At 74.2% G+C, this 19788-nt stretch carries 12 protein-coding genes; 4 read left to right on the top strand and 8 right to left on the bottom strand.

All coding sequences use genetic code 11. From position 1 onward, the window contains the following. Positions 1-20 precede the first annotated feature (20 nt). Positions 21-1202, top strand: coding sequence for a globin domain-containing protein (locus tag ACIBFB_RS16120; RefSeq protein WP_397230737.1), 1182 nt, complete (start codon positions 21-23; stop codon positions 1200-1202). 93 nt (positions 1203-1295) lie between these two features. Continuing rightward, the gene (locus ACIBFB_RS16115) at positions 1296-4244 is read left to right on the top strand and encodes an AAA family ATPase (RefSeq protein WP_397230735.1); all 2949 of its coding nucleotides are present in this window, start codon (positions 1296-1298) and stop codon (positions 4242-4244) included. 26 nt (positions 4245-4270) lie between these two features. Here ACIBFB_RS16115 and ACIBFB_RS16110 read toward each other — a convergent pair whose 3' ends face one another. The 5 genes from ACIBFB_RS16110 to glnA form a co-directional block, all read right to left on the bottom strand. Continuing rightward, positions 4271-5998, bottom strand: a complete 1728-nt coding sequence (locus ACIBFB_RS16110; protein WP_397230732.1) for a SulP family inorganic anion transporter — start codon at positions 5996-5998, stop codon at positions 4271-4273. Next, a complete protein-coding gene (locus ACIBFB_RS16105) occupies positions 5995-6588 on the bottom strand; it encodes a rhodanese-like domain-containing protein (protein WP_397230730.1) in 594 nt (197 codons plus the stop codon). The genes ACIBFB_RS16110 and ACIBFB_RS16105 overlap by 4 nt, the downstream gene beginning before the upstream one ends. A gap of 122 nt (positions 6589-6710) precedes the next feature. Then, positions 6711-8084 carry a rhodanese-like domain-containing protein gene (locus tag ACIBFB_RS16100; protein WP_397230728.1) on the bottom strand — a complete coding sequence of 458 codons (1374 nt, stop codon included), beginning with the start codon at positions 8082-8084 and terminating at the stop codon, positions 6711-6713. A gap of 118 nt (positions 8085-8202) precedes the next feature. Beyond that, positions 8203-8454: a metal-sensitive transcriptional regulator gene (locus ACIBFB_RS16095; RefSeq protein WP_397231119.1), complete on the bottom strand. Its 252-nt coding sequence runs from the start codon at positions 8452-8454 to the stop codon at positions 8203-8205. Positions 8455-8730: 276 nt separating this feature from the next. Then, positions 8731-10092 (bottom strand): type I glutamate--ammonia ligase, encoded by a 1362-nt coding sequence (gene glnA / locus ACIBFB_RS16090; RefSeq protein ID WP_397230726.1) that lies wholly within the window; start codon positions 10090-10092, stop codon positions 8731-8733. A 227-nt stretch (positions 10093-10319) separates the two neighbouring features. On the opposite strand from glnA, the gene ACIBFB_RS16085 reads away from it, so the two are divergent. Continuing rightward, the gene (locus ACIBFB_RS16085; protein ID WP_397230724.1) at positions 10320-12107 is read left to right on the top strand and encodes an NAD+ synthase; all 1788 of its coding nucleotides are present in this window, start codon (positions 10320-10322) and stop codon (positions 12105-12107) included. A gap of 100 nt (positions 12108-12207) precedes the next feature. Here ACIBFB_RS16085 and ACIBFB_RS16080 read toward each other — a convergent pair whose 3' ends face one another. From ACIBFB_RS16080 to ACIBFB_RS16070, 3 genes are all read right to left on the bottom strand, one after another. After that, positions 12208-15216: an AAA family ATPase gene (locus ACIBFB_RS16080; protein WP_397230722.1), complete on the bottom strand. Its 3009-nt coding sequence runs from the start codon at positions 15214-15216 to the stop codon at positions 12208-12210. Between the two features lie 118 nt (positions 15217-15334). Then, positions 15335-18304: an ATP-binding protein gene (locus ACIBFB_RS16075; RefSeq protein ID WP_397230720.1), complete on the bottom strand. Its 2970-nt coding sequence runs from the start codon at positions 18302-18304 to the stop codon at positions 15335-15337. Positions 18305-18514: 210 nt separating this feature from the next. Continuing rightward, entirely contained in the window at positions 18515-18712 is a 198-nt protein-coding gene (locus ACIBFB_RS16070; RefSeq protein ID WP_397230718.1) for a hypothetical protein, read from the bottom strand. 447 nt (positions 18713-19159) lie between these two features. Between ACIBFB_RS16070 and ACIBFB_RS16065 the strand changes: the two genes are divergently transcribed. Further along, positions 19160-19780, top strand: a complete 621-nt coding sequence (locus ACIBFB_RS16065; protein WP_397230716.1) for a hypothetical protein — start codon at positions 19160-19162, stop codon at positions 19778-19780. Positions 19781-19788: the final 8 nt, after the last annotated feature.

Here is a 19788-nt window from a genome sequence, read left to right as displayed (position 1 = left end):
CCCGGGCCGAGGGAGGACCCATGCTCTCCACCGAGTCGGCGGCCGTCATCCGGGCCACGATCCCGGTCGTGGCCGGAGCGCTGGACGAGATCTCCAGCCGTTTCTACGCGTCGATGCTCGGCGACCGGCCCGAACTGCTCGACGGCCTGTTCAACCGCGGCAACCAGGCCACCGGGGAACAGCGTCGGGCGCTCGCGGGGTCGATCGCCGCGTTCGCCACCGCGCTCCTGGAGCGCCCGGACGAGCGGCCGGACGCCCTGCTCTCGCGGATCGCCCACAAGCACGTCTCCGTCGGCGTCACCGACGACCAGTACGTGATCGTGCACAAGTACCTCTTCGCCGCCATCGGCGAGGTTCTGGGCGACGCGGCGTCCTCCGAGACGGTCGCGGCCTGGGACGAGGTGTACTGGCTCATGGCCGGCGCCCTCACCGCCCTGGAGGCCCGCCTGTACGCCCGCCGCGGCCTCGACGGGGGAGACGTCTGGCGCGTCTGGCGCGTGGTCGAGCGCCGGGAACTGACCCGCGACGCGGTCTCCCTGACCCTCGAACCCGGGGACGACGGCCCCGCCCCCGGGTTCCGTCCCGGCCAGTACGTGAGCGTGCGGCTGCGGATGCCCGACGGTGTCCGGCAGGCGCGCCAGTACACCCTGACCGGTGCGGAGGGACGGCGGCGGGGGATCACCGTCAAGCGCGCACGCGCGGGGCGGGCCCCCGAGGGGGAGGTCTCCGCCCTCGTGCACGAGACGGTGCGCGTGGGGGACACGCTGGAGGTGTCCGCCCCCGCCGGAGACGTCGCGCTCTCGGACGACGCGCGCCCGGTCGTGCTTGCGTCCGCCGGGATCGGCTGCACCCCCATGCTGGCGATGCTGCGGCACATCGCCGAGCACCACCCGGACCGGCGCGTCCTGGTCCTGCACGCCGACCGCTCGGCCGACGACCACGCGCACCGGGAGGAGACGGCGGCCCTGGCCGGTCGGATCGCCGGCGCCGACCTGCTCACCTGGTACGAGAGCGGTGAGCGGGACCGGTCCGGGCGGATGGACCTGAGCGGCGTCGACCTGCCCGAGGACTGCGAGGTCTACCTGTGCGGCCCGCTGCCCTTCATGCGCGACGTGCGCGCACAGGTGCTGGCCGCGGGCGTCCCGGCGCGCAGCGTCCACTACGAGGTGTTCGGCCCCGACCTGTGGCTCGGCGTCGACTGAGCGGAGCGCGGCAGGAGCCGGACGGGAGGCGCTCCGCGTCCGGCACGGTCCAGGCAGTGCCGTCCGGTGTGCGAAACCGACATACTGGGCGGCATGCTGGACCACGACCACGCCTCCGCCTTCGTGGGCCGCGACGACCACCTCGCCCGGCTCACCGACGACGCGCGCCGCACCCGCGAGGACGGAGCCCGGGCGGTGCTGGTCCGCGGCGACGCGGGCGTCGGCAAGACCCGGCTCATCGACGAGTACCTGCGCCGCGCCCCGCTGGCCCGAGCCGCCGTCGGCGGATGCCTCGAACTCGGCACGGACGGCGTCCCGTTCGCGCCCTTCACCACCCTGCTGCGCCAGCTCGCCCGCGAGGAGGACGACCGGCCGGCCACCGCGCACGCCCGCGAACTGTCCCGGCTGGTCCCCGAACTCGGCGAGCGCCCGGACTCCGCCGACGAGAGCCGCGCCCGGCTCTTCGAGGCGGTCCTCACCTTCCTGGAGGAGCGTGCCCGGCCGGACGGCCTCGTCGTGGTCGTCGAGGACCTGCACTGGTCCGACGCCTCCACCCGCGACCTGCTCGTCTTCCTGCTGCGCAACCTGGGCCCGGTCCCCCTCCACCTGCTGGTGAGCGTGCGCACCGACGACCTGCACCGCACCCACCCCCTGCGCCGCCTGCTGCCCGAGCTCCAGCGCCTGCCCCGGGTCGGAAGGCTCGACGTCGGGCCGCTCACCCGCGACGAGGTCGCCGCCCAGGCCGCCGTGCTGCGCGGGCGCGCGCTCGCCCCCGGCGACGTGGACCTGCTCTACGAGCGCAGCGGCGGCAACCCGCTCTTCGTCGAGTCCTTCCTCGCCACCCCCGACCCCGTCGGCGCCGGTCTCCCGGACGGGCCCCGCGACCTCCTGCTCGCCGCGGTCGAGACACTGCCCGCCCCCACGCGCCGCCTGCTCGGCCTGGTGGCCACCGGGGGCGAACACGTCGAACACACCCTCCTGGCGGCGGTCGCACGACGGGCGGGCACCACCGAGGAGGACCTCGACCGGGCCCTGCGGCCAGCCGTCGACGCACAGGTGCTCCGCGCCACCGCGACCGGGTACTCCTTCCGGCACGCCCTGCTCGCCGAAGCCGTCCACACCGACCTGATGCCCGGCGAGCGCGTCCGTGCCCACCGCCGCTACGCCGAGGCCCTGGAGCAGGGCGTCCCCGGACTGTCGGAGCCGGAGCGGGCGATCCAGCTCGCCCACCACGCCCACGAGGCGCGCGACCAGCCGCTGGCGCTGACCTGCGCCTGGCGGGCCGCCGACCACGCGGCCGACGCGGCCGCCTACCCCGAGCACCTGGCACTGCTCGAACGGGTCCTGGAGCTGTGGGACCGGGTTCCCGACGCCGCCGAGCGGGTGGGCCAGCCGCGGGGAGAGGTGCTGCGCCGGGCCGCCGAGGTGTCGCTGGTGGCCGGTTCGCTGCGCCGCGCCGTCGCCCACGCCACGGACGGACTGCTCGAACTCGGGGCCACCGGGTTCCATGACTCGGGAGGGCCGCGCCCAGCCGAGGCGGAACTCATCGGCGGGCTCCGGCACGCGCGCGCCAAGGCGTTGAAGGAGCTGGGTCGGGACGGCGCCCTGGAGGACCTCGGCGACGCGTTCACCGTCATGCCGCCCGGGCATCCGCGCCGGGCCGCGATCGGAGCCACCCTGGCCGCCACGCTGATGATGCGCGGGCACGCCGACCAGGCACGGCGGTCCGCCGCCCGTGCGCTCTCCCTGGCCCGGGACCTGGGCGACCGCCGCAGCGAGGCGGACGCGCTGATCACCCTGGGCAACCTCGCCCAGTCCCATGACGGCGCCCGCGGGCTGGAGCTGTTGGAGCAGGGCGTCGCGCTCGCCCGCGCGCACGGGTTCGTCATGGTGGAACTGCGGGGGCTCGTCAACCGGGGCGGCGCCCTCAAGCACCTGGGCCGGATCGAGGAGGTCGTGGCCAACGCGGCCGAGGGGTTGCGGCGCTGTGAGGAGTCGGGGCTCGCGCGCACGCAGAGCGGGCCCTTCCTCTACGCGATGGCGGTGTCCCGCCTGATCGAGGGGCGTCTGGACGGGGTCGAGCCGTTCCTGGACCGGATCACCGGCGACTCCGTGGTCCAGCCCAGGGCGTTGACCGTGGTGATGGAGGTCGCCTTCCACCGCTGGGACGTCGACCGGTTGCGGACGGCCATGGCGGAGTTCCGCCGACTGCTGCCCGAGAGCAGCAGCTCACCGACCGAGTACCTGCCCGTCCACGTGAACTCGATGCGGCTCGCCCTGTACGAGGGGCGCCCGGCGGAGGCCCTCGCCTTCGCCCGCGACCTGCTGGACCGCGCGACGGCCTACGTGTGGCGCCTCCCGGAGGACCTGTACGCCCTCACACTCCCCTTCATCGCCGAGGTCGCGGTCGTCCTCGCCGAGGACGCGCGGCGGGGGGAGGAGGTGCGGGACATCCTCACGGGGGCGCGCGAGGCCCGGGAGCGCCTGCGCGCGTGGCGGGGCCATCCCGGACGCAGACTGGCCGCGGAGCACCTCGGCGCCCTGGTCGCCGAGGCCCCCGAGGAGGCCCTGGAGTCCTGCGAGAAAGCCCTCGACCTGGCCCGGGCACAGGGGCGGACGCTGCTCCGCGCCGAGATCCTGCTGGCGGCCGTCCGTGCCGCGCTGCGCGCCGGCGACCGCCGCCGTGCCGCCGACCACCTCGCCGACGCGGACGCGACGGCGGCGCGCCTCGGTCTGGCGTTCGTCGGACGTCAGGCGGCGCTGCTGCGGGTGCGTCACGGTCTGGTGGAGGGAGCCGGGCGCGCCCTGGAGAGCGGCGCCCGCCCCGTGGGCGCGGAGCCGGTCCCGCCCGCCGGACTCACCCGGCGCGAGGCGGAGGTGCTCGCCGAGGTCGCCAAGGGCGGCACCAACCGGGAGATCGGCCAGGCCCTGTCCATCTCGGCGAAGACGGTCAGCGTGCACCTGACCAACCTCATGGCCAAGCTCGGGGTGTCCAACCGCAACGCCGCGGCCGTGCGCGCCCGCGAACTCGGCCTCGGCTGACCTGCGGCGCCGGAGCGCGCACCGCGTCATGGGTCCCCCGCTTCCGTGCTCGCCGCGCCGCGCGCGACGGAGACCGCCGACGCCACGTCGGGATGCACCTGACCCGCGTCGCGCATGTCGTCCCACACGCCGTCCCCGGTCAGCACGTCGCGCACCGGACCGCGCACCGTCGCCAACCGCAGCGTGATCCCCCGGGACCGCAGCGCCCGGCGAGTCTCGGTCAGGGCGTGGGCGCCGTCGAGATCGCAGCCGCCGATCGCCGAGGCGTCGAGCACGAGGGTGCGGACCTCCGGCCGCCCCTCGACGGCGGCGAGCAGCGTGTCCGCGACCCGGTGGGCATTGGCGAAGTACAGCGGCGCGTCCACCCGGACCACCGCGATCGTCGGTTCGGTGTCCAGCCCCTCGAACCGCTCCAGGTTGCGGAACGTCCCAGTCCCCGGCACCCGGCCGAGTTCGGCGGTGTGCGGCCGCGAGGACCTCCACAGGAACGCGCCGAGACTGAAGGCCACCCCGGTGGCGATGCCCGGCTCCACCCCGAACAGCAGGGTGGCGGCGAAGGTCAGCACCAGGGCGAGGCCGTCGGACCGGCGGGTGCGCCAGGCCGTGACCGCTCCCCGTACGTCCACCAGACCGACCGCGGCGGCGACGACCGTGACGGCCAGGACCGCTGAGGGAAGGGCGGACATCAACGGGGTGAACAGGAGCGCCGTCACCGCGACGACCAGGGCGCTGACCAGGGACGCCACCGGCGTCCGGGCGCCCGCCGCGAGGTTGACCGCGCTCCGGGCGAACCCGCCCGCGACCGGAAGTCCGCCGAACAGGCCGGACGACGCGTTGGCGGCGCCCATCGCCACCAGTTCCCCGTTGGGGGAGATCCGTTGCCCCGTACGGCGTGCCAGGGACCCGGCGACCGCCACGCTCTCCGTGAACCCCACCAGTGCGATCGCCAGCGCCGCGGGCAGCAGGGCGGTCGCGTCCCGCGTCGACGGAAGCGCGGGAGCCGGGAGCCCGGACGGTACCTCCCCGAGGACCGCGACCCCGCGGCTCTCCAGGCCCGCGGCGGCGCTGAGCGCCGTGAGGCTCGCCACCACGACGAGCGACGCCGGGACACGCGGGAACAGGCGTCCGACCGCGAACAGGACGACGGCGGCGACCGCCGCGACGGCGACGGTCGGCCCGTGGGCCGTCGTCAGACCGCCGGCGACGGCCGCGGCGGTCTCCGGCAGTGTGGACGCGCGTACGGCGTGCAGACCGAACAGGTCCCTCACCTGGCTCGCCATGATGAGGACGGCTGAGGCCGATGCGAACCCCGACAGCACGGAGTGCGACAGGAAGTCCGCGATCCCGCCGAGCCGGGCCGCCCCCATGACCAGCTGCGCCGCGCCGACCATGAGCGCGAGGAGGGCGGCCAGCGCGGCGTAGCGTGCCGGATCGCCGTCGGCGAGCGGCGCCAGCGCGGCGGCGGTCATCAGTGACGTGACCGCCACCGGGCCGACCGCCAGGGTGCCCGACGTTCCCAGCAACGCGTAGGCGGCCAGGGGGACGACCGAGGCGTACAGGCCGACCGCCGGCGGCACTCCGGCCAGGGCGGCGTAGGCCATGGCCTGGGGCACGAGCACGACCCCGACGGTGAGGCCGGCGACGGCGTCCGCGCGCAGAGTACGGCCGGTGCAGTCGGGAAACCAGCCCAGCAGTGGCAGGAACCGGGCGGCGCCGGTGCGCCGCTGCCGAGGGTGGACGGTCGCGGAACTCATACGGTCTCGGCGGTCGTGCCGCCGACGCGGGCGATGCGCGCCAGGGACTCCTCCACGTCGATCGCCTCGTGCGGCTGGTTGTGGGGCAGCTTCGTGAGCAGCATGCCCATCACGCAGGTGTCGCTGACGGCCGCGAACGTGAGCCCTGCCCCGACGAGGGCGGCGATCCAGACGGCGGGCGTCCACCACAGGCTCGCGATCGCCGAGGCCAGGACGGTGCTTCCGGCGACCAGGCGCACCTGTCGCTCCAGGGCCCAGCGCTGTCGGCCGCGGACGACCGGGGCGCCTGCGGCGGACCAGGCGGCCATGCCCCCGCGCAGGACCGCGGTGCCGGTGAGTCCGGCGTCGGCGAGGACGGCGCGGCACTCCTCGGCGCGCGCTCCCGACTGGCAGACCAGGATCAGCCGTTCGCCGACGGTGGACGTGACCCGCTCCAGGTGGCGTCGGACCAGCCCCAGGGGCAGGTTGACGGATCCGGCGATGTGGGCGGTCCCGTACTCGGCCGGGGTGCGGACGTCCAGGAGCACGGTGTCGGGGCCGGCGTCGAGCAGGGCTCGGGCCGACGCGACGTCGATGGATGGGTCGGTCATGAAGGTCTCCGTCGTGTGGGCGGGGACCGGGGCGGGAGCGGACGGCTCCCACCCCGGAGGTTCGGAGGGTAATACTGGGGGGAGTATGCGACGGACACGCGTGTCCGCCTCTCCTCCCCGCGTCAGGCGGCCGCGATCCGGTAGGCGTCGAACCCGCCGACGAGGTCGGACACGTCGTCGCGTCCCTGGCTGCGCAGGTAACTGGCGGCGACACTGGAGCGGTAGCCGCCCGCGCAGTGCGCCACCACGGCGCGGTCGGTCGGCAGTTCGTCCGCGCGGGAGGGCAGGTCAGCCAGCGGGATGTGGACGGACCCCTCGATCGCCCCGGACTCCCGCTCGGCCGTGCCGCGTACGTCGAGCACGACCGGCGCGTCGGGCTCCCCGAGGCGCCGGAGCAGGTCGGCGGCGTCCACACGGGGCGCGCGCTCCACCTCGTCGGGGATCGAGGCCACGGCGGACTCCGGTGACACGAGGTATCCCGCGACGGTCTCCAGGCCGACGCGGGCCAGACGGGTGACGACCTCGCGTTCCCGGCCCGGATCGGCCACGATCAGGATGTCCTGGCCGGGCTCGACCACCATCCCGGCGGTCTCGGCGAACCGGCCGTCGACCCCGATGTTGATCGCTCCGCGCAGGTGTCCGGCGGCGAACGCCCGCTGGTCGCGTGTGTCCACCACGACCGCGCCCTCCGCGCGCACGCGCAGGAAGGCGTCCCTCTCCAGAGGACGGGTCAGGGCGTCCAGGTCGACCGGTTCGCGCCGTTCCCGGTTGCGGGCGGCGTCGTAGGGGAAGTAGGCGGGGACGGCCTCCTGCCCCTCGGTGACCAGCGCGACGAACGTGTCGACGTCCATCGGCTGGCACGCGTAGTTGCTCGCGCGCTGGGCGCCGATGGTGGACCACCGGTCGCTCGACAGGTTCTTGCCGCACGCGCTGCCCGCGCCGTGGGCCGGGAACAGGCGTGTCCGGTCCGGGAGGGACATGAGCTTGCGGTGCACCGAGTCGTAGAGCATCGGGGCGAGCGCTGCGGGGGTGTGGCCGAACGAGGCGGCCAGGTCCGGGCGGCCGACGTCCCCGACGAACAGCGCGTCCCCGGTGAGGACCCCGTACGGGACGGCGTCGTCGGCGTGCTCGTACACGACGACGCTGATGGACTCCGGCGTGTGCCCCGGGGTGTGCATGATCTCCAGGGTGACGTCGCCGAGACCGACGCGTTCGCCGTCGGAGAGGCGGCGGACGGGGAAGCGGGTCTCGGCCCGGTCCCCGTAACCGATCCACGCGCCGGTGCGCTCGGCGATCTCGAAGTGACCGGAGATGAAGTCGGCGTGCAGGTGCGTGTTGATCACGCCCTCGACGGTCAGGCCCTGCTCCCGCGCGTCGGCGATGTACTCGTCGACGTCGACGCGCGGGTCGACGACCACGGCCCTGCCGGTCGTCTCGTCGCCGACGAGGTAGGAGGCCTGGGACAGACAGTCGAGGTAGTACTGCGTGAAGATCATCGATGCTCCTTGCGATTCAGACACGCCCGGGGGTATATGCAAGCGACTTATACACCCGGGGGTATGAGAATTTCAGAGAGGTCCGCCGGGGCGGACGTCGGTGGGGGCGCCCCGGCCGTCAGGCCAGTGCCAGGAAGAGCCTCTCCAGTTCCTCCTCGGTCATGGGCGGCTCCTCTCCGCGCTCGCGGGCGGCGTTGCAGTGGCGCATCCCCGTGGCCACGATCTTGAACCCGGCGCGGTCCAGCGCCTTGGAGACGGCGGCGAGCTGCTGGAGAACGTCCACACAGTCCTCGCCCTCCTCGATCATCGAGATCACACCGTTCAGCTGCCCCCGCGCGCGGCGCAGCCGGGTGAGCGCGTCCTTGACCATCTCCGGCTTCAGTTCCACTCTTGACCACCTCCGTTGATGACAACATACCCCCACCCGTACCCAGTCCGTCCCGCGGGTCAGGTGACGTCTCCCATGCCCCCGGAGCGGGCGCCCGGGCGACGGACGCCGCTGCCCGCCCCACGGCCTCCGGTGGGACGCGGCCGACGGGCCGCCGGACGGATCGACCAGGGCCCGTCCGCCCCCGCGGCTCCGTCGGACACGACAGGGCCCGGCGGTCCCACCGGACCGCCGGGCCACACGAGGACGGCCGCCGCCTCAGAGCGTCGGCAGGTACCGCTGGAGCTCGTACGGCGTGACCTGGCGGCGGTAGGCGTGCCACTCCGCCTTCTTGTTGCGCAGGAAGAAGTCGAAGACGTGTTCGCCCAGCGTCTCGGCGACCAGCTCGCTGTTCTCCATGATGCGCAGCGCCTCGTCCAGGCTCTGCGGCAGCGGGCGGATGCCCAGCGCTCGGCGTTCGGAGTCGGTGAGTGCCCACACGTCGTCCTCGGCGCCGGGGGGCAGGTCGTAGCCCTCCTCGATGCCCTTGAGGCCGGCCGCCAGGATCACCGCGTAGGCCAGGTACGGGTTGCAGGCGGTGTCCATGGAGCGGATCTCGATCCGGCTGGAGTTGGACTTGCCGGGCTTGTACATCGGCACGCGCACCAGGGCGGACCGGTTGTTGTGGCCCCAGCAGATGTAGGCGGGCGCCTCGCCACCGGCTCCGGCGGAGGCGGCCGGGTCGTCCCACAGCCGCTTGTAGGAGTTCACCCACTGGTTGGTCACGGCGGTGATCTCGTCGGCGTGCCGCAGCAGACCGGCGATGAACCCGCGCCCCACCTTGGACAGCTGGTACTCCGCGCCGGGCTCGTGGAAGGCGTTGCGGTCACCCTCGAACAGGGACAGGTGGGTGTGCATGCCCGACCCCGGGTACTCGGTGAACGGCTTGGGCATGAACGTGGCGTACACGCCCTGCTCCATCGCCACCTCCTTCATCACGAGCCGGAAGGTCATGATGTTGTCGGCGGTGGTGAGCGCGTCGGCGTAGCGCAGGTCGATCTCCTGCTGGCCCGGGCCGCCCTCGTGGTGGCTGAACTCCACGGAGATGCCCATGGCCTCCAGCATGTTGATGGCGTTGCGCCGGAAATCGTGCGCGCTGTTGTGCGGGGTGTGGTCGAAGTAGCCGCCCGAGTCGTTCGGCTCGGGGAACTCCCCGTGCTCGGGGAACTTCTTGAGCAGGTAGAACTCGATCTCGGGGTGCGTGTAGAAGGTGAACCCCAGGTCCGAGGCCTTGCCCAGTTGCCGCTTGAGCACGTGCCGCGGGTCCGCCGACGACGGCGAACCGTCCGGCATGAGGATGTCGCAGTACATGCGGGCGGTGCCGTGCGGCTCGTTGCGCCAGGGCAGAACCTGGAACGTCGAGGGGTCCGGTTGGGCGAGCATGTCCGCCTCGTACACACGGGCGAATCCCTCGATCGCCGAGCCGTCGAAACCGATGCCCTCGGTGAAGGCGGCCTCCAGTTCGGCGGGCGCCACGGCCACGGACTTGAGGTACCCGAGCACGTCGGTGAACCACAGCCTCACGAACCGGATGTCGCGCTCCTCCAACGTGCGGAGCACGAATTCCTGCTGTCGATTCACGATCAACCTTCCTCGATGCCGGTCAGTCCCGATCCCGGTCCGCCGAGCGCGGAGCCAAGCCGGACACAGTGTCCCAGACCCAGTCTGCCGCGCGCATATTTCCGGGGTATTTCCGCACGTGTCGTCCCGGGCGGTGACATCGCGCCCCCACACTCGCATTATGACCGCTCCCGGGCCCGCGGAACCGTGGTCCACAGGCGTAACACGCGGCGGCTACCCTCGAAGGCGTGGCACAGCTGAGAATCGCACTCGCCCAGGTCAACCCCACCGTCGGCGATCTGGCGGGGAACCGCCGCCTGGTCGTCGAGGCCGTCCGGCGGGCCGCCGGCGAGGGCGCCCACCTCGTGGCCCTGCCCGAGATGGTCGTCACCGGCTACCCGGTCGAGGACCTGGCCCTGCGCAACTCCTTCGTGTCCGCCTCCATCCGGGCCACCCGCGAACTCGCCGCCGACCTGGACCGGGCGGGCCTGGGCGACCTCCCGGTCGTCGTGGGCCACCTCTCCCGCCGGGAGGGTGCGGCGCCCACCGGGTTCGCGCCGCACGGCGGACTGCCCGCCGGAGCCCCGCAGAACGCGGTGGCCGTCCTGCACCGGGGACGGTCGGTGCTCTCCTCCGCCAAACACCACCTGCCCAACTACGGCGTCTTCGACGAGTTCCGCAACTTCGTCCCCGGCGACACCCTCCCCGTCCTGCGCGTCCACGGGGTCGACGTGGCCCTGGTCGTGTGCGAGGACCTGTGGCGCGAGTCCGGACCGGTCACGGCCGCTCGTGCCGCCCGGGTCGACCTCGTCGTCTCCCTCAACGGCTCGCCCTACGAGCGGCACAAGGACGACGTGCGCCTCGAACTGTGCCAGCGGCGTGCGCGCGAGACCGGCGCCGCGCTCGCCTACGTCAACATGGTCGGCGGCCAGGACGACCTCGTCTTCGAGGGCGACTCCCTGGTCGTGGACGCCGACGGCGAACTCCTGGCGCGCGCCCCCCAGTTCGTCGAGACGCTGCTCGTGGCCGATCTCGACCTGCCCGACCGGCCCGACGCCGGGGTGCCCGACGGCGCCGAGGCGGACGGCCTGCGGGTGGTCCGCCGCACCCTCTCCGACACGCCGGTCACGCCCTACCCGCCGCGGGAGAACACCGTCACACCCAGGCCCGATCCGCTGTCCGACACCGGCGAGGTGTACCAAGCGCTGGTCGTGGGACTGCGGGACTACGTCGCCAAGAACGGGTTCGCCTCCGTCCTGGTCGCCGTCTCCGGCGGCATCGACTCCGCGCTGGTCGCGACCATCGCGGTGGACGCGCTGGGCTCCGACAGGGTCCACGGACTCCTCCTGCCCAGCGCGCACTCCAGCGGGCACTCCGTCAGCGACGCGGAGGAACTCGCCGAGCGGCAGGGGTTCGCCACCCGGACCGTCCCCATCGCCCCCATGGTCTCGGCCTTCGAGCGGGCGTCGGCGGACGCCGAGGCGCCGCTGGGCGGACTGGCCGCCGAGAACCTCCAGGCGCGTGTGCGCGGAACCCTGCTCATGAGCCTGTCCAACCAGGAGGGCCACCTGGTCCTGGCCACGAGCAACAAGAGCGAGTCCGCCACCGGGTACTCCACCCTCTACGGCGACTCCGTGGGCGGGTTCGCGCCGATCAAGGACTGCTGGAAGACCCTCGTGTGGGACCTCGCGCGCTGGCGCAACGCCGACGCCGCGCGCCGCGGCCAGATCCCGCCCATCCCGGAGAACTCCATCACCAAGCCGCCCAGCGCGGAGCTGCGGCCCGACCAGCTCGACAGCGACTCGCTGCCCGACTACGACCTCCTCGACGCGGTTCTGGACGCCTACATCGGCACCGACAAGGGGGAGGCGGAACTGGTCTTCGCGGGGTACGACCCCGAACTCGTCCGCAGGGTCATCCGCCTGGTCGACCGCGCCGAGTACAAGCGGCGCCAGTCCGCGCCCGGGACCAAGATCAGCTCCCGCAACCTCAGCCGCGACCGCCGGTTGCCCATCACCAACCGCTGGACCGTCTGAGGTCCGGCCTCCCCCTGCCTCACACGGAATCCGGCGGGCCTGCCGGGTTCTCCTCCACCCGCCCCTGGCGCGTCCCGGAGTTCGACGGGCGGCGGGGCGGTCAGACCAGGCCGAGTTCGCGGGCGCGCGCACCGGCCGCGGCCCGGTTGGTCACCCCCAGCTTCCCCAGGATGTTGGACACGTGGACGCTCGCCGTCTTGGGGGTGATGAACAGCGCCTCCGCGATCTGCGCGTTGGTGCTTCCGACCGCCAGCAACCGCGCCACCTCCGTCTCGCGTGTGGTCAGTCCGGCCGGAGCGGCGGGCGGCTCCGCACCATCGGACAGCGCCGTGCCCAGCCTGCGCGCCAGGTCGGCGGCGGCGCGGGCCAGCGGTTCGGCGCCGCACGCGGCGGCCACGGCGTGGACCTCGCGCACGCGAGCCGCCGCCCAGGCGCGGTCACCGGCCTGTACGGCCGACTCGGCCGCGCCCAGCCGTGCGCGCGCCAGGTGCAGCCGCATCGGCGTCCGCTCCCAGTCCGCCACGGCGGCGCGCCAGACCGCCAGCGCCTGCTCGGGATCGGCGCCGTCGATCACCGCGAAGCGGGCCGCGCACGAGGCGGCGTGGGCTCTCTGCACCGGCCCCGTGACCGGCATCGCGGCCACGACCTCGCCCGCCAGCGCGCGCACCCGCCGGGCCCGCTCGGCGGTCTCGGGAGACCTTCCGGGATCCAGGCCGAGCTGCGCGGCCTCGGCCATCACCTCGACCAGCGGCCACGAGTACCCCGGAACGGCCGCCAGCGCCACCTGCTCCAACACCTTCTCGGACAGGTCGAGGGCCGCGTCCACGGAGCCCTCCAGCAGGTCCGTCTCCAGCTGCGCCAGCGCCGACAACTGGATGACGTTCATACGCTGGGCGGTCAGGACCCGACATCGCTCCTCCGGTCCGGCCGCCTGCCGGGCCGCGGCCAGATCCCCCATGGCCGCGGCGGTCCTCGCCGCCACGGGCTGGATGTACCAGCGGAACTTGGAGTCCAGGGTGATGTGCCGGGTGGCGGCGACGATCTCGCGGGCCCGGGCCAGGTCGCCGAGTTCGAAGAGGATCTCGGCCCGGTTCTGGTTGTTGAACGTGCTGTGCACCGACGCCCACCCGAGCGCGGCGTGCCGTGCGAGCGACTCCTCCAGCACCTCCAGGCCCTCCCGGTGCCGCCCGAGCTCGCGCAGGAAGTGGCCGAGGTTGCCCGCGCCGCGGGCCTCCAGCCCGGGGTCCGCGTCGTCCGCGGCCCGGCGGATGCCCTCCTCGAGCATCGGCCGCCCCCGCTCCGGGTCGCCGAAGGACATCAGGAGCCCGCCCAGCGTGATCCGGGCGTCGGTGGCCGCGCAGCTGTCGCCGGAGGAGCCCGAACGCTCGGCGAGCCGTAGGGCCGACCACGCGAGCTCCTCCGCGGTCAGCCCGGCGTCGGCCAGATCGGCCAGCTGCCGCTGGTCCGGCCCCGGATCTCGGTCGACGCGGTAGAGCAGGCTCTCCCGGGCCAGGATGGACAGCAGCAACCCGTACCCGGGCATGTGCGGCGGGTGCAGCTCCAGGGCCCGCGCCAGGTCGAGGACGCCCCCGCCGTTGGGGTCGTGGGCGCGCGCCTGGCCGCGTCGGCGCAGCAGTACCGCCCGGACCATCCGGGTGTGGTCGTCGTCGTTGTGCGGCAGGACGGCCAGTGCCTCGTCGGCGAGTTCCCGGGCCCGTCCGTAGCGGTCCGCGCCCAGGGCCGCCCCCGCCGCCAGGCTCATCACCTCGGCCCAGGTGTGGCCCTGGACCCGTTCCCGGGCGTCCGGAACCCGGGCCCACAGGCTCAGGACGCGCTCCAGCATGGCCAGCTCCTCACTGGAGGCGAGGGCCTCCCCGGCCCGCACGGCCGCCCACCAGGACGCCTGGAGCGCGCGCGGCAGCTCCTGGGCGGCCATGAAGTGGTGGGCCTGTTCGGCGGCGCGGCGCTCGGCCGGCACCGACTCGGGGTAGGCGTCGATGAGCTGGGCGAAGCGCAGGTGGAGCCGGGCGTGCGGGCCGGGCAGCAGCTCGCCGTGGACGGCGTCGCGCAGTAGGGCGTGCCGGAAGCGGTAGCCGGTGCGGCCGGCGCGGAGCACGTTGGCGTCGACCAACGTGTGCAGCGCGTTCTCCAGCTCGCGTTCGGGCAGCTCGGCGGCGTGGTAGAGCATCTCGTGCTCGACGCCGCCGGACACCGCGCCCACCGACGCGACCCGCAGGACCGACAGGGCGGTCTCGTCGAGCCGGTGCAGCGGCTCCAGGAGCAGGTCGCGGAAGTGGTCCGGGACGTCGGGGCCCTCTCCGGGCGTGGGATCCACGGCGCCGGCCAGGCTCTCCACGAAGAGCGGGAAACCCTCGGTGCGCCGGTAGAGCTCGTCGAGTTCGCCCGGCGCCAGCTGGGTGCCGCGGATGGCCGCGGCCTGGAGACCGACCTCGTACCGGCTCAACGGTTCCAGCTGGAGGCGGTGGACGCCCGGGACACGTTCGAGCTCGGGCAGGAGCCGGCGCAGCGGATGGGTGCGGTGCAGGTCGTCGCCGCGGTAGGTGACCACGAACTGGACCCCCGGCTGGTCCAGGTTGCGGACCAGGAAGACCAGCAGGTCGCGGGTGGCGCCGTCGGACCAGTGCAGGTCCTCCAGGACGACCGTGACCCCGCCGTCCCGCGCCGCCTGGGTCAGCAGCCGCAGGATCTGTTCGAAGAGGATGCCCCGGTTCTCCCGCCGCTCCACCGGGACCTCGCCCAGTTCCGGCAGCAGCCGGGCGAACTCGCCGACCCCGCCGGGGGCAGCCGCCTCGAACACCGCGCGCCCGCGCTCGCGGAGGAACTGGCGCAGCACCGCCGTGAACGGCGCGTAGGCCAGACCGTCGACGCCCAGCTGGAGGCAGCCGCCGACGAAGACCGTCCCCTCCGGGCGGGTGGCGACGAACTCGCTGACCAGGCGGCTCTTCCCGACCCCGGCGTCACCGCCGATCAGGACCGCGCCCGGTGCCTCCGTGTGGGCTCGTCTGGCGTGCTCGTGGAGGAGGCGGAGCTGGGTCTCGCGGCCGACGAAGGTGGCACTGGTCTCTACGAGTAGGGGCATAACGCTCATTATGCCGTCCGCGACCGTTCCGACCGGCGTTGTCCACAGGCCCGGTCCGGCCGGTGCGCGGATGACGAGCGGACCTGTCCGAGCCCGACCGTCCCCGGCCGCCGTCTCCCGTCGGGGCTCAGACCAGGCCCAGTTCCCGGGCACGTGCCCCGGCGGCGGTGCGGTTGGCCGCGCCCAGCTTGGCGAGGATGTTCGACACGTGCACGCTCGCGGTCTTGGGTGTGATCGACAGCTCGCGCGCGATCTCGGCGTTGGTGCGGCCCGAGGCGAGCAGTCCGAGGACCTGCGTCTCGCGTACGGTGAGCCCGGCGGGGGCGGCGGGCGGCGTCGCCGCGCCCTCCAGCGGGACCCCGAGGCGGTGCGCCAGCCCGACGGCGGCCCGCGCCAACGGGTCCGCTCCGCACTCGACGGCCGTCACGTGCGCCTGGCCCACCCAGGTACGCGCGGTGTGCGCGTCGCCCGCCGCGAAGGCGGCGCGGGCGGCTTCCCACCGTGCTCGGGCCAGGTGGAGCACCATGGGCGTGCGCTCCCACCCGGTGACCGCCTCGCCCCAGGCCTCCAGCACCTGCCCGGGAGCTCCTGACGCCTCGGCCAACCGGGCCCGGACGCCCGCCCGGGTCGCGGCCTGTACCGGTCCGTGCACGGGCATGGCGGCGAGGACGTCGCCCACCCGGCGACGGACGGGGCGGTCGACCGCGTCGCTCCCGTCGGCGTCCTGCCTCCGGACCGCCTCCGCCATCTGCTCCAGCACGACCCACCCGTATCCCGGCGAGTCGGCGAGCGGCAACCGGTCGAGCACCTGGGCGGAGTAGTCCAGCGCGGTCGCGTCGTCCCCCTCGGCCAGGAGCAGGTCCAGCCAGGCCGTCACGGCCTGCTGCGCCTGGTCCAGGCGTTCCATGCTCAGCACCGCCGACCGGTCCACCCCGGCGATGCCGGAGCGGGCCGCGGCCAGGTCGTCGTGCGCGGATCCGGAGCGGGCCGCGGCCAGGTCGCCCTGGGCGACCGCCGCCCGGTTCCACGGCACCAGGAGGAAGACCCGGTGCATGGGCGAGGCGCTGCGGTGCAGGGAGGCGTCCACGATGGAGCGGGTGGCGTCGAGGCGGCCGAGCTCGAAGTGGATCTCGGCGCGGTTCTGGTGCATGAAGCTGCTGTGCACCCCTCCCCAGGAGCGGCGGTTCCGCAGGAGCGCGTCCAGGAGCTGGAGCGCTTCCCGGTGCTCGCCCTGCTCCCGGAGGAAGTGGGACAGGTTGTTGACGCCGCGCGCCTCCATGGCCGTGTCGCCGATCTCACGCGAGACCAGGATGGACCTCTCGATGACCGCGCGGCCCTCCCGCTGGTCGCCCCGGCTCATCCGGATCGAGCCCAGGGTGACCAGCGCCGCCGCCTCGGCGGAGCGGTCCCCGGTCCGCTCGGCGACGTCCAGGGCCCGCTGGGCCAGCTCCGTGGAGGAGGTGCCCAGGTGCAGCTGGTCGCGCGGCCGGAACATGGTCTCCCGGGCCAGGATGGACAGCATCACCCCGTACCCGGGCATATGCGGCGGGTGGACGCGCAGCGCCTCCGCGAGGTCCTCGACGGCACCCAGATCCACGCACTGGGTCCGTGCCTGGCCCCGGCAGCGGAGCAGGACCGCGCGGACCGTCCGGGCGTGGTCGTCCTCGGGCGCGGCGAGGGTGGACAGGGCCTCGTCGCACAGCTCCCACGCCCGGCGCGGCCGTCCGGCGGCGAGGGCGGCCAGCCCCGCGGCCGAGAGCACTTCCGCGCGCGCGTTGCCCCCGGTGCGCTCCACCGCGTCGGGCACCTGGTCCCACAGCCCCAGCACCCGCTCCAGCATCGTCAGCTGCTCCGCGTGGGCCAGGGACCGACCGGCCCGCTCGGCGGCCGACCACGCGGCCTGCAGGGCCCGGGGCAGGTCGTACGCGGCCTGGTAGTGGTGGGCCTGCTCCGCTGCCCGGCGGTCGGCGGGGACCGCGTCGGGGGCCTCGTCGAGGAGTTGGGCGAAGCGCAGGTGGAGCCGGGCGCGCGGTCCGGGCAGCACCTCGTCGTGCACCGCCTCCCGCAGCAGCGCGTGCCGGAACCGGTAGCCGCTTCCGTGCACCCGGAGCAGGTTGGCGTCGACCAGGGCGTGCAGGGCATCCTCGACCTCGTGCTCCGGCAGGTCGCAGGCGCGGACCAGGGTCGCGTGCCCGATCTCCCCGGAGACCGCGCCGACCGAGGCCACGCGCAGGACCGCGACCGCGGTCTCGGCCAACCCGTGCAGGGCGGCCAGCAGGAGTTCACGGAAATGGTCGGGTACGGCGTCGGATCCGAGCGCGCGGTCCACCCCGGAGGCCGCGAGCGCCTCGACGAAGAGGGGGATGCCGTCGGTGCGTTCGTAGAGGCCGTCCAGGCGCGTGGCGGTGAGCGCGGCTCCGGTGATGGCCGTCACCTGTGCGGCCACCTCCTCCCGGGTGAGCGGGGCCAGGTCCAGGCGGGTGACCTCGGGCAGCCGCTCCAGCTCCGGCAGGAGCCGGCGCAGCGGGTGGGTGCGGTGCAGGTCGTCGGACCGGAAGGTGGCGATGATCTGCACGCCCGGCAGGTCGAGGTTGCGGACCAGGTAGACGAGCAGGTCGCGGGTGGCGCCGTCGGCCCAGTGCAGGTCCTCCAGCACCAACGTGGCCCCGCGCTCGTCGGCGACCCGTTGGACCAGGCGCAGGACCTGTTCGAAGAGGATGCCGCGCGCCTCCTGGCGGCCCTGCGGCGGGTCGCCCAGCTCGGGCAGGAGCCGGCTGAGCTCACCGGCGCCGCCCGGGAACGACCGCTCCACGATGCCCGGGTCGTGAGCGCGGAGGAACTGACGCAGGAGCGCGGTGAACGGTGCGTAGGCCAGGCCGTCGACGCCCAGTTGCAGGCAGCCGCCGACGAACACCGTTCCGGCCGGGCGTGACCTGGCGAACTCGGCGACCAGCCGCGTCTTGCCCACCCCGGCGTCCCCGCCGACGAGCACCGTCCCGGACGATTCCGACCACGACCGCTCGGCGTGCTCCGCCAGCAGCCGCATCTGTGCCTCCCGGCCGATGACGACGGGGCTGGTTCCGGCGGGGTTGGACATGTCGTCCATTATGCCGAGCACGGGACGAACCTCCCGCCCCGCGGGCGCCCCCGCGTCCGGCGCGGCACCGGGCACGGTGTCGCCCCCGAATGCGGACACGGTGCCTCCTCCCTCGGTTCGGACGCTGTGGTGGCCGGAGCCGCGACCGCTGACCCGGACCCGCTACCCGTCAGGCCGCGCCCGACGCTCCGGGCCGGGGCCCGTCGGCGCTCACGCGGCCCGGCCGAAGCGTCCCTTGCGGTCCTCCCGGTTCGTGGCGCTCGCGCGCTGGGCCCGGCGACGCTCCTCCCGGCGTCTGGCCCGTTCCTCGGCCCGGGCCGCACGCGCGGCGCGTACGTGCTCGATCTCCCGCAGCCGCTCCTCCGTCATGGACCGGGCGTTGGCGTACATGAGGTCGCTGTGCAACATGGTGGTTCTCTCCCCGTCCGGCGGAACCCGGTGTTCCGCCGTCTGGAAACAACGATCGCGCTAAGAACACCCGGCGCACATGGGGAGGAATCCCAGTCTTCTCCGCCTGGCGGCCCCCAGATCCCTAAGACCCGCCTAAGACAGGGGGCAGTCCGGCTAAGAAGGCCGCTAAGAAGCCACCGACCTCCGGGAAGTCCCCGAGAGGGCGCTCGCGGAGCCCGCGGGTCGCCGTGGGGCGGACCCGCGGGGAGACCGCCGCGGGAGCCTGTGGGGACTCCCCGGGCAGGCCCCTGGGAACCGACCCGGCGGACGGCCGGAGGACGGTCCGGGGCCGGAGCGCGACGGCGGGGAGGAACGTGCGTCGCCGTCCGGGCGTGTCACCGCACGCGGATCGGTGGTCACCCGTAGTTGTCTGGTGCTGTCGAGGAGTGAGACCGAGGGGGAGACATGGGTTGGATCGCGCAGGGGAGCCGACGGGCCGCGGCTACCACGGCGCTGGCGGTCGCGGCGTCGGGGGCGGCGCCGGTCTGGGCGGACGAGGGGGGCGGCGGAGCGGGACGCGAGTCCGTCCTCGCCGAACTCGACCGGGCCGCGCTCGTGCGCCTGGTGTTGACCGCGCCGGACGAGTCCCCGCTGCCGGGCGAGGAGGCGGAGTTCCGGGCGACCGTGGCCAACGACGGCGCGTTCCCGGTGGAGGGGGCGCTGCTCGCCCAGCACGTGCCCGCGGAGCTGGAGATCGTGGAGGTCGGCGGCGAAGGGGTGCTCGAAGGGGGCATCGCGAACTGGCGGGTGGACGTGGCCGGGCGGGAGCACGCCGAGTTCGTGCTGCGCGTCCGGGTGCCCGGAAGCGCCGACGCCGGGAACCGGCTGATGAGCACGGCGTGCCTCCTGCTCGACCGGGACGCCGATCCCACCTCCTGTGCGAGCGACACGCTGGTCGTGGGCGAACCCACCGTGCTGTCCCGGGTGAACGCGTTCGTGGGCGCGGGGTCGGTGCAGGTGGCGGGTGCGGCACTCGGCCTGGCCCTGATCTGGTTGCTGTGGCGTGCGCGGAGGCCCCGCCCCTGAGACGGCAC

Source organism: Nocardiopsis sp. NPDC050513 (genome assembly GCF_044457925.1).
Taxonomy (GTDB): domain Bacteria; phylum Actinomycetota; class Actinomycetes; order Streptosporangiales; family Streptosporangiaceae; genus Nocardiopsis.
The sequence above is the reverse complement of the archived record's forward strand: the minus strand, read 5'-3'. Positions and strand labels throughout refer to the sequence as shown.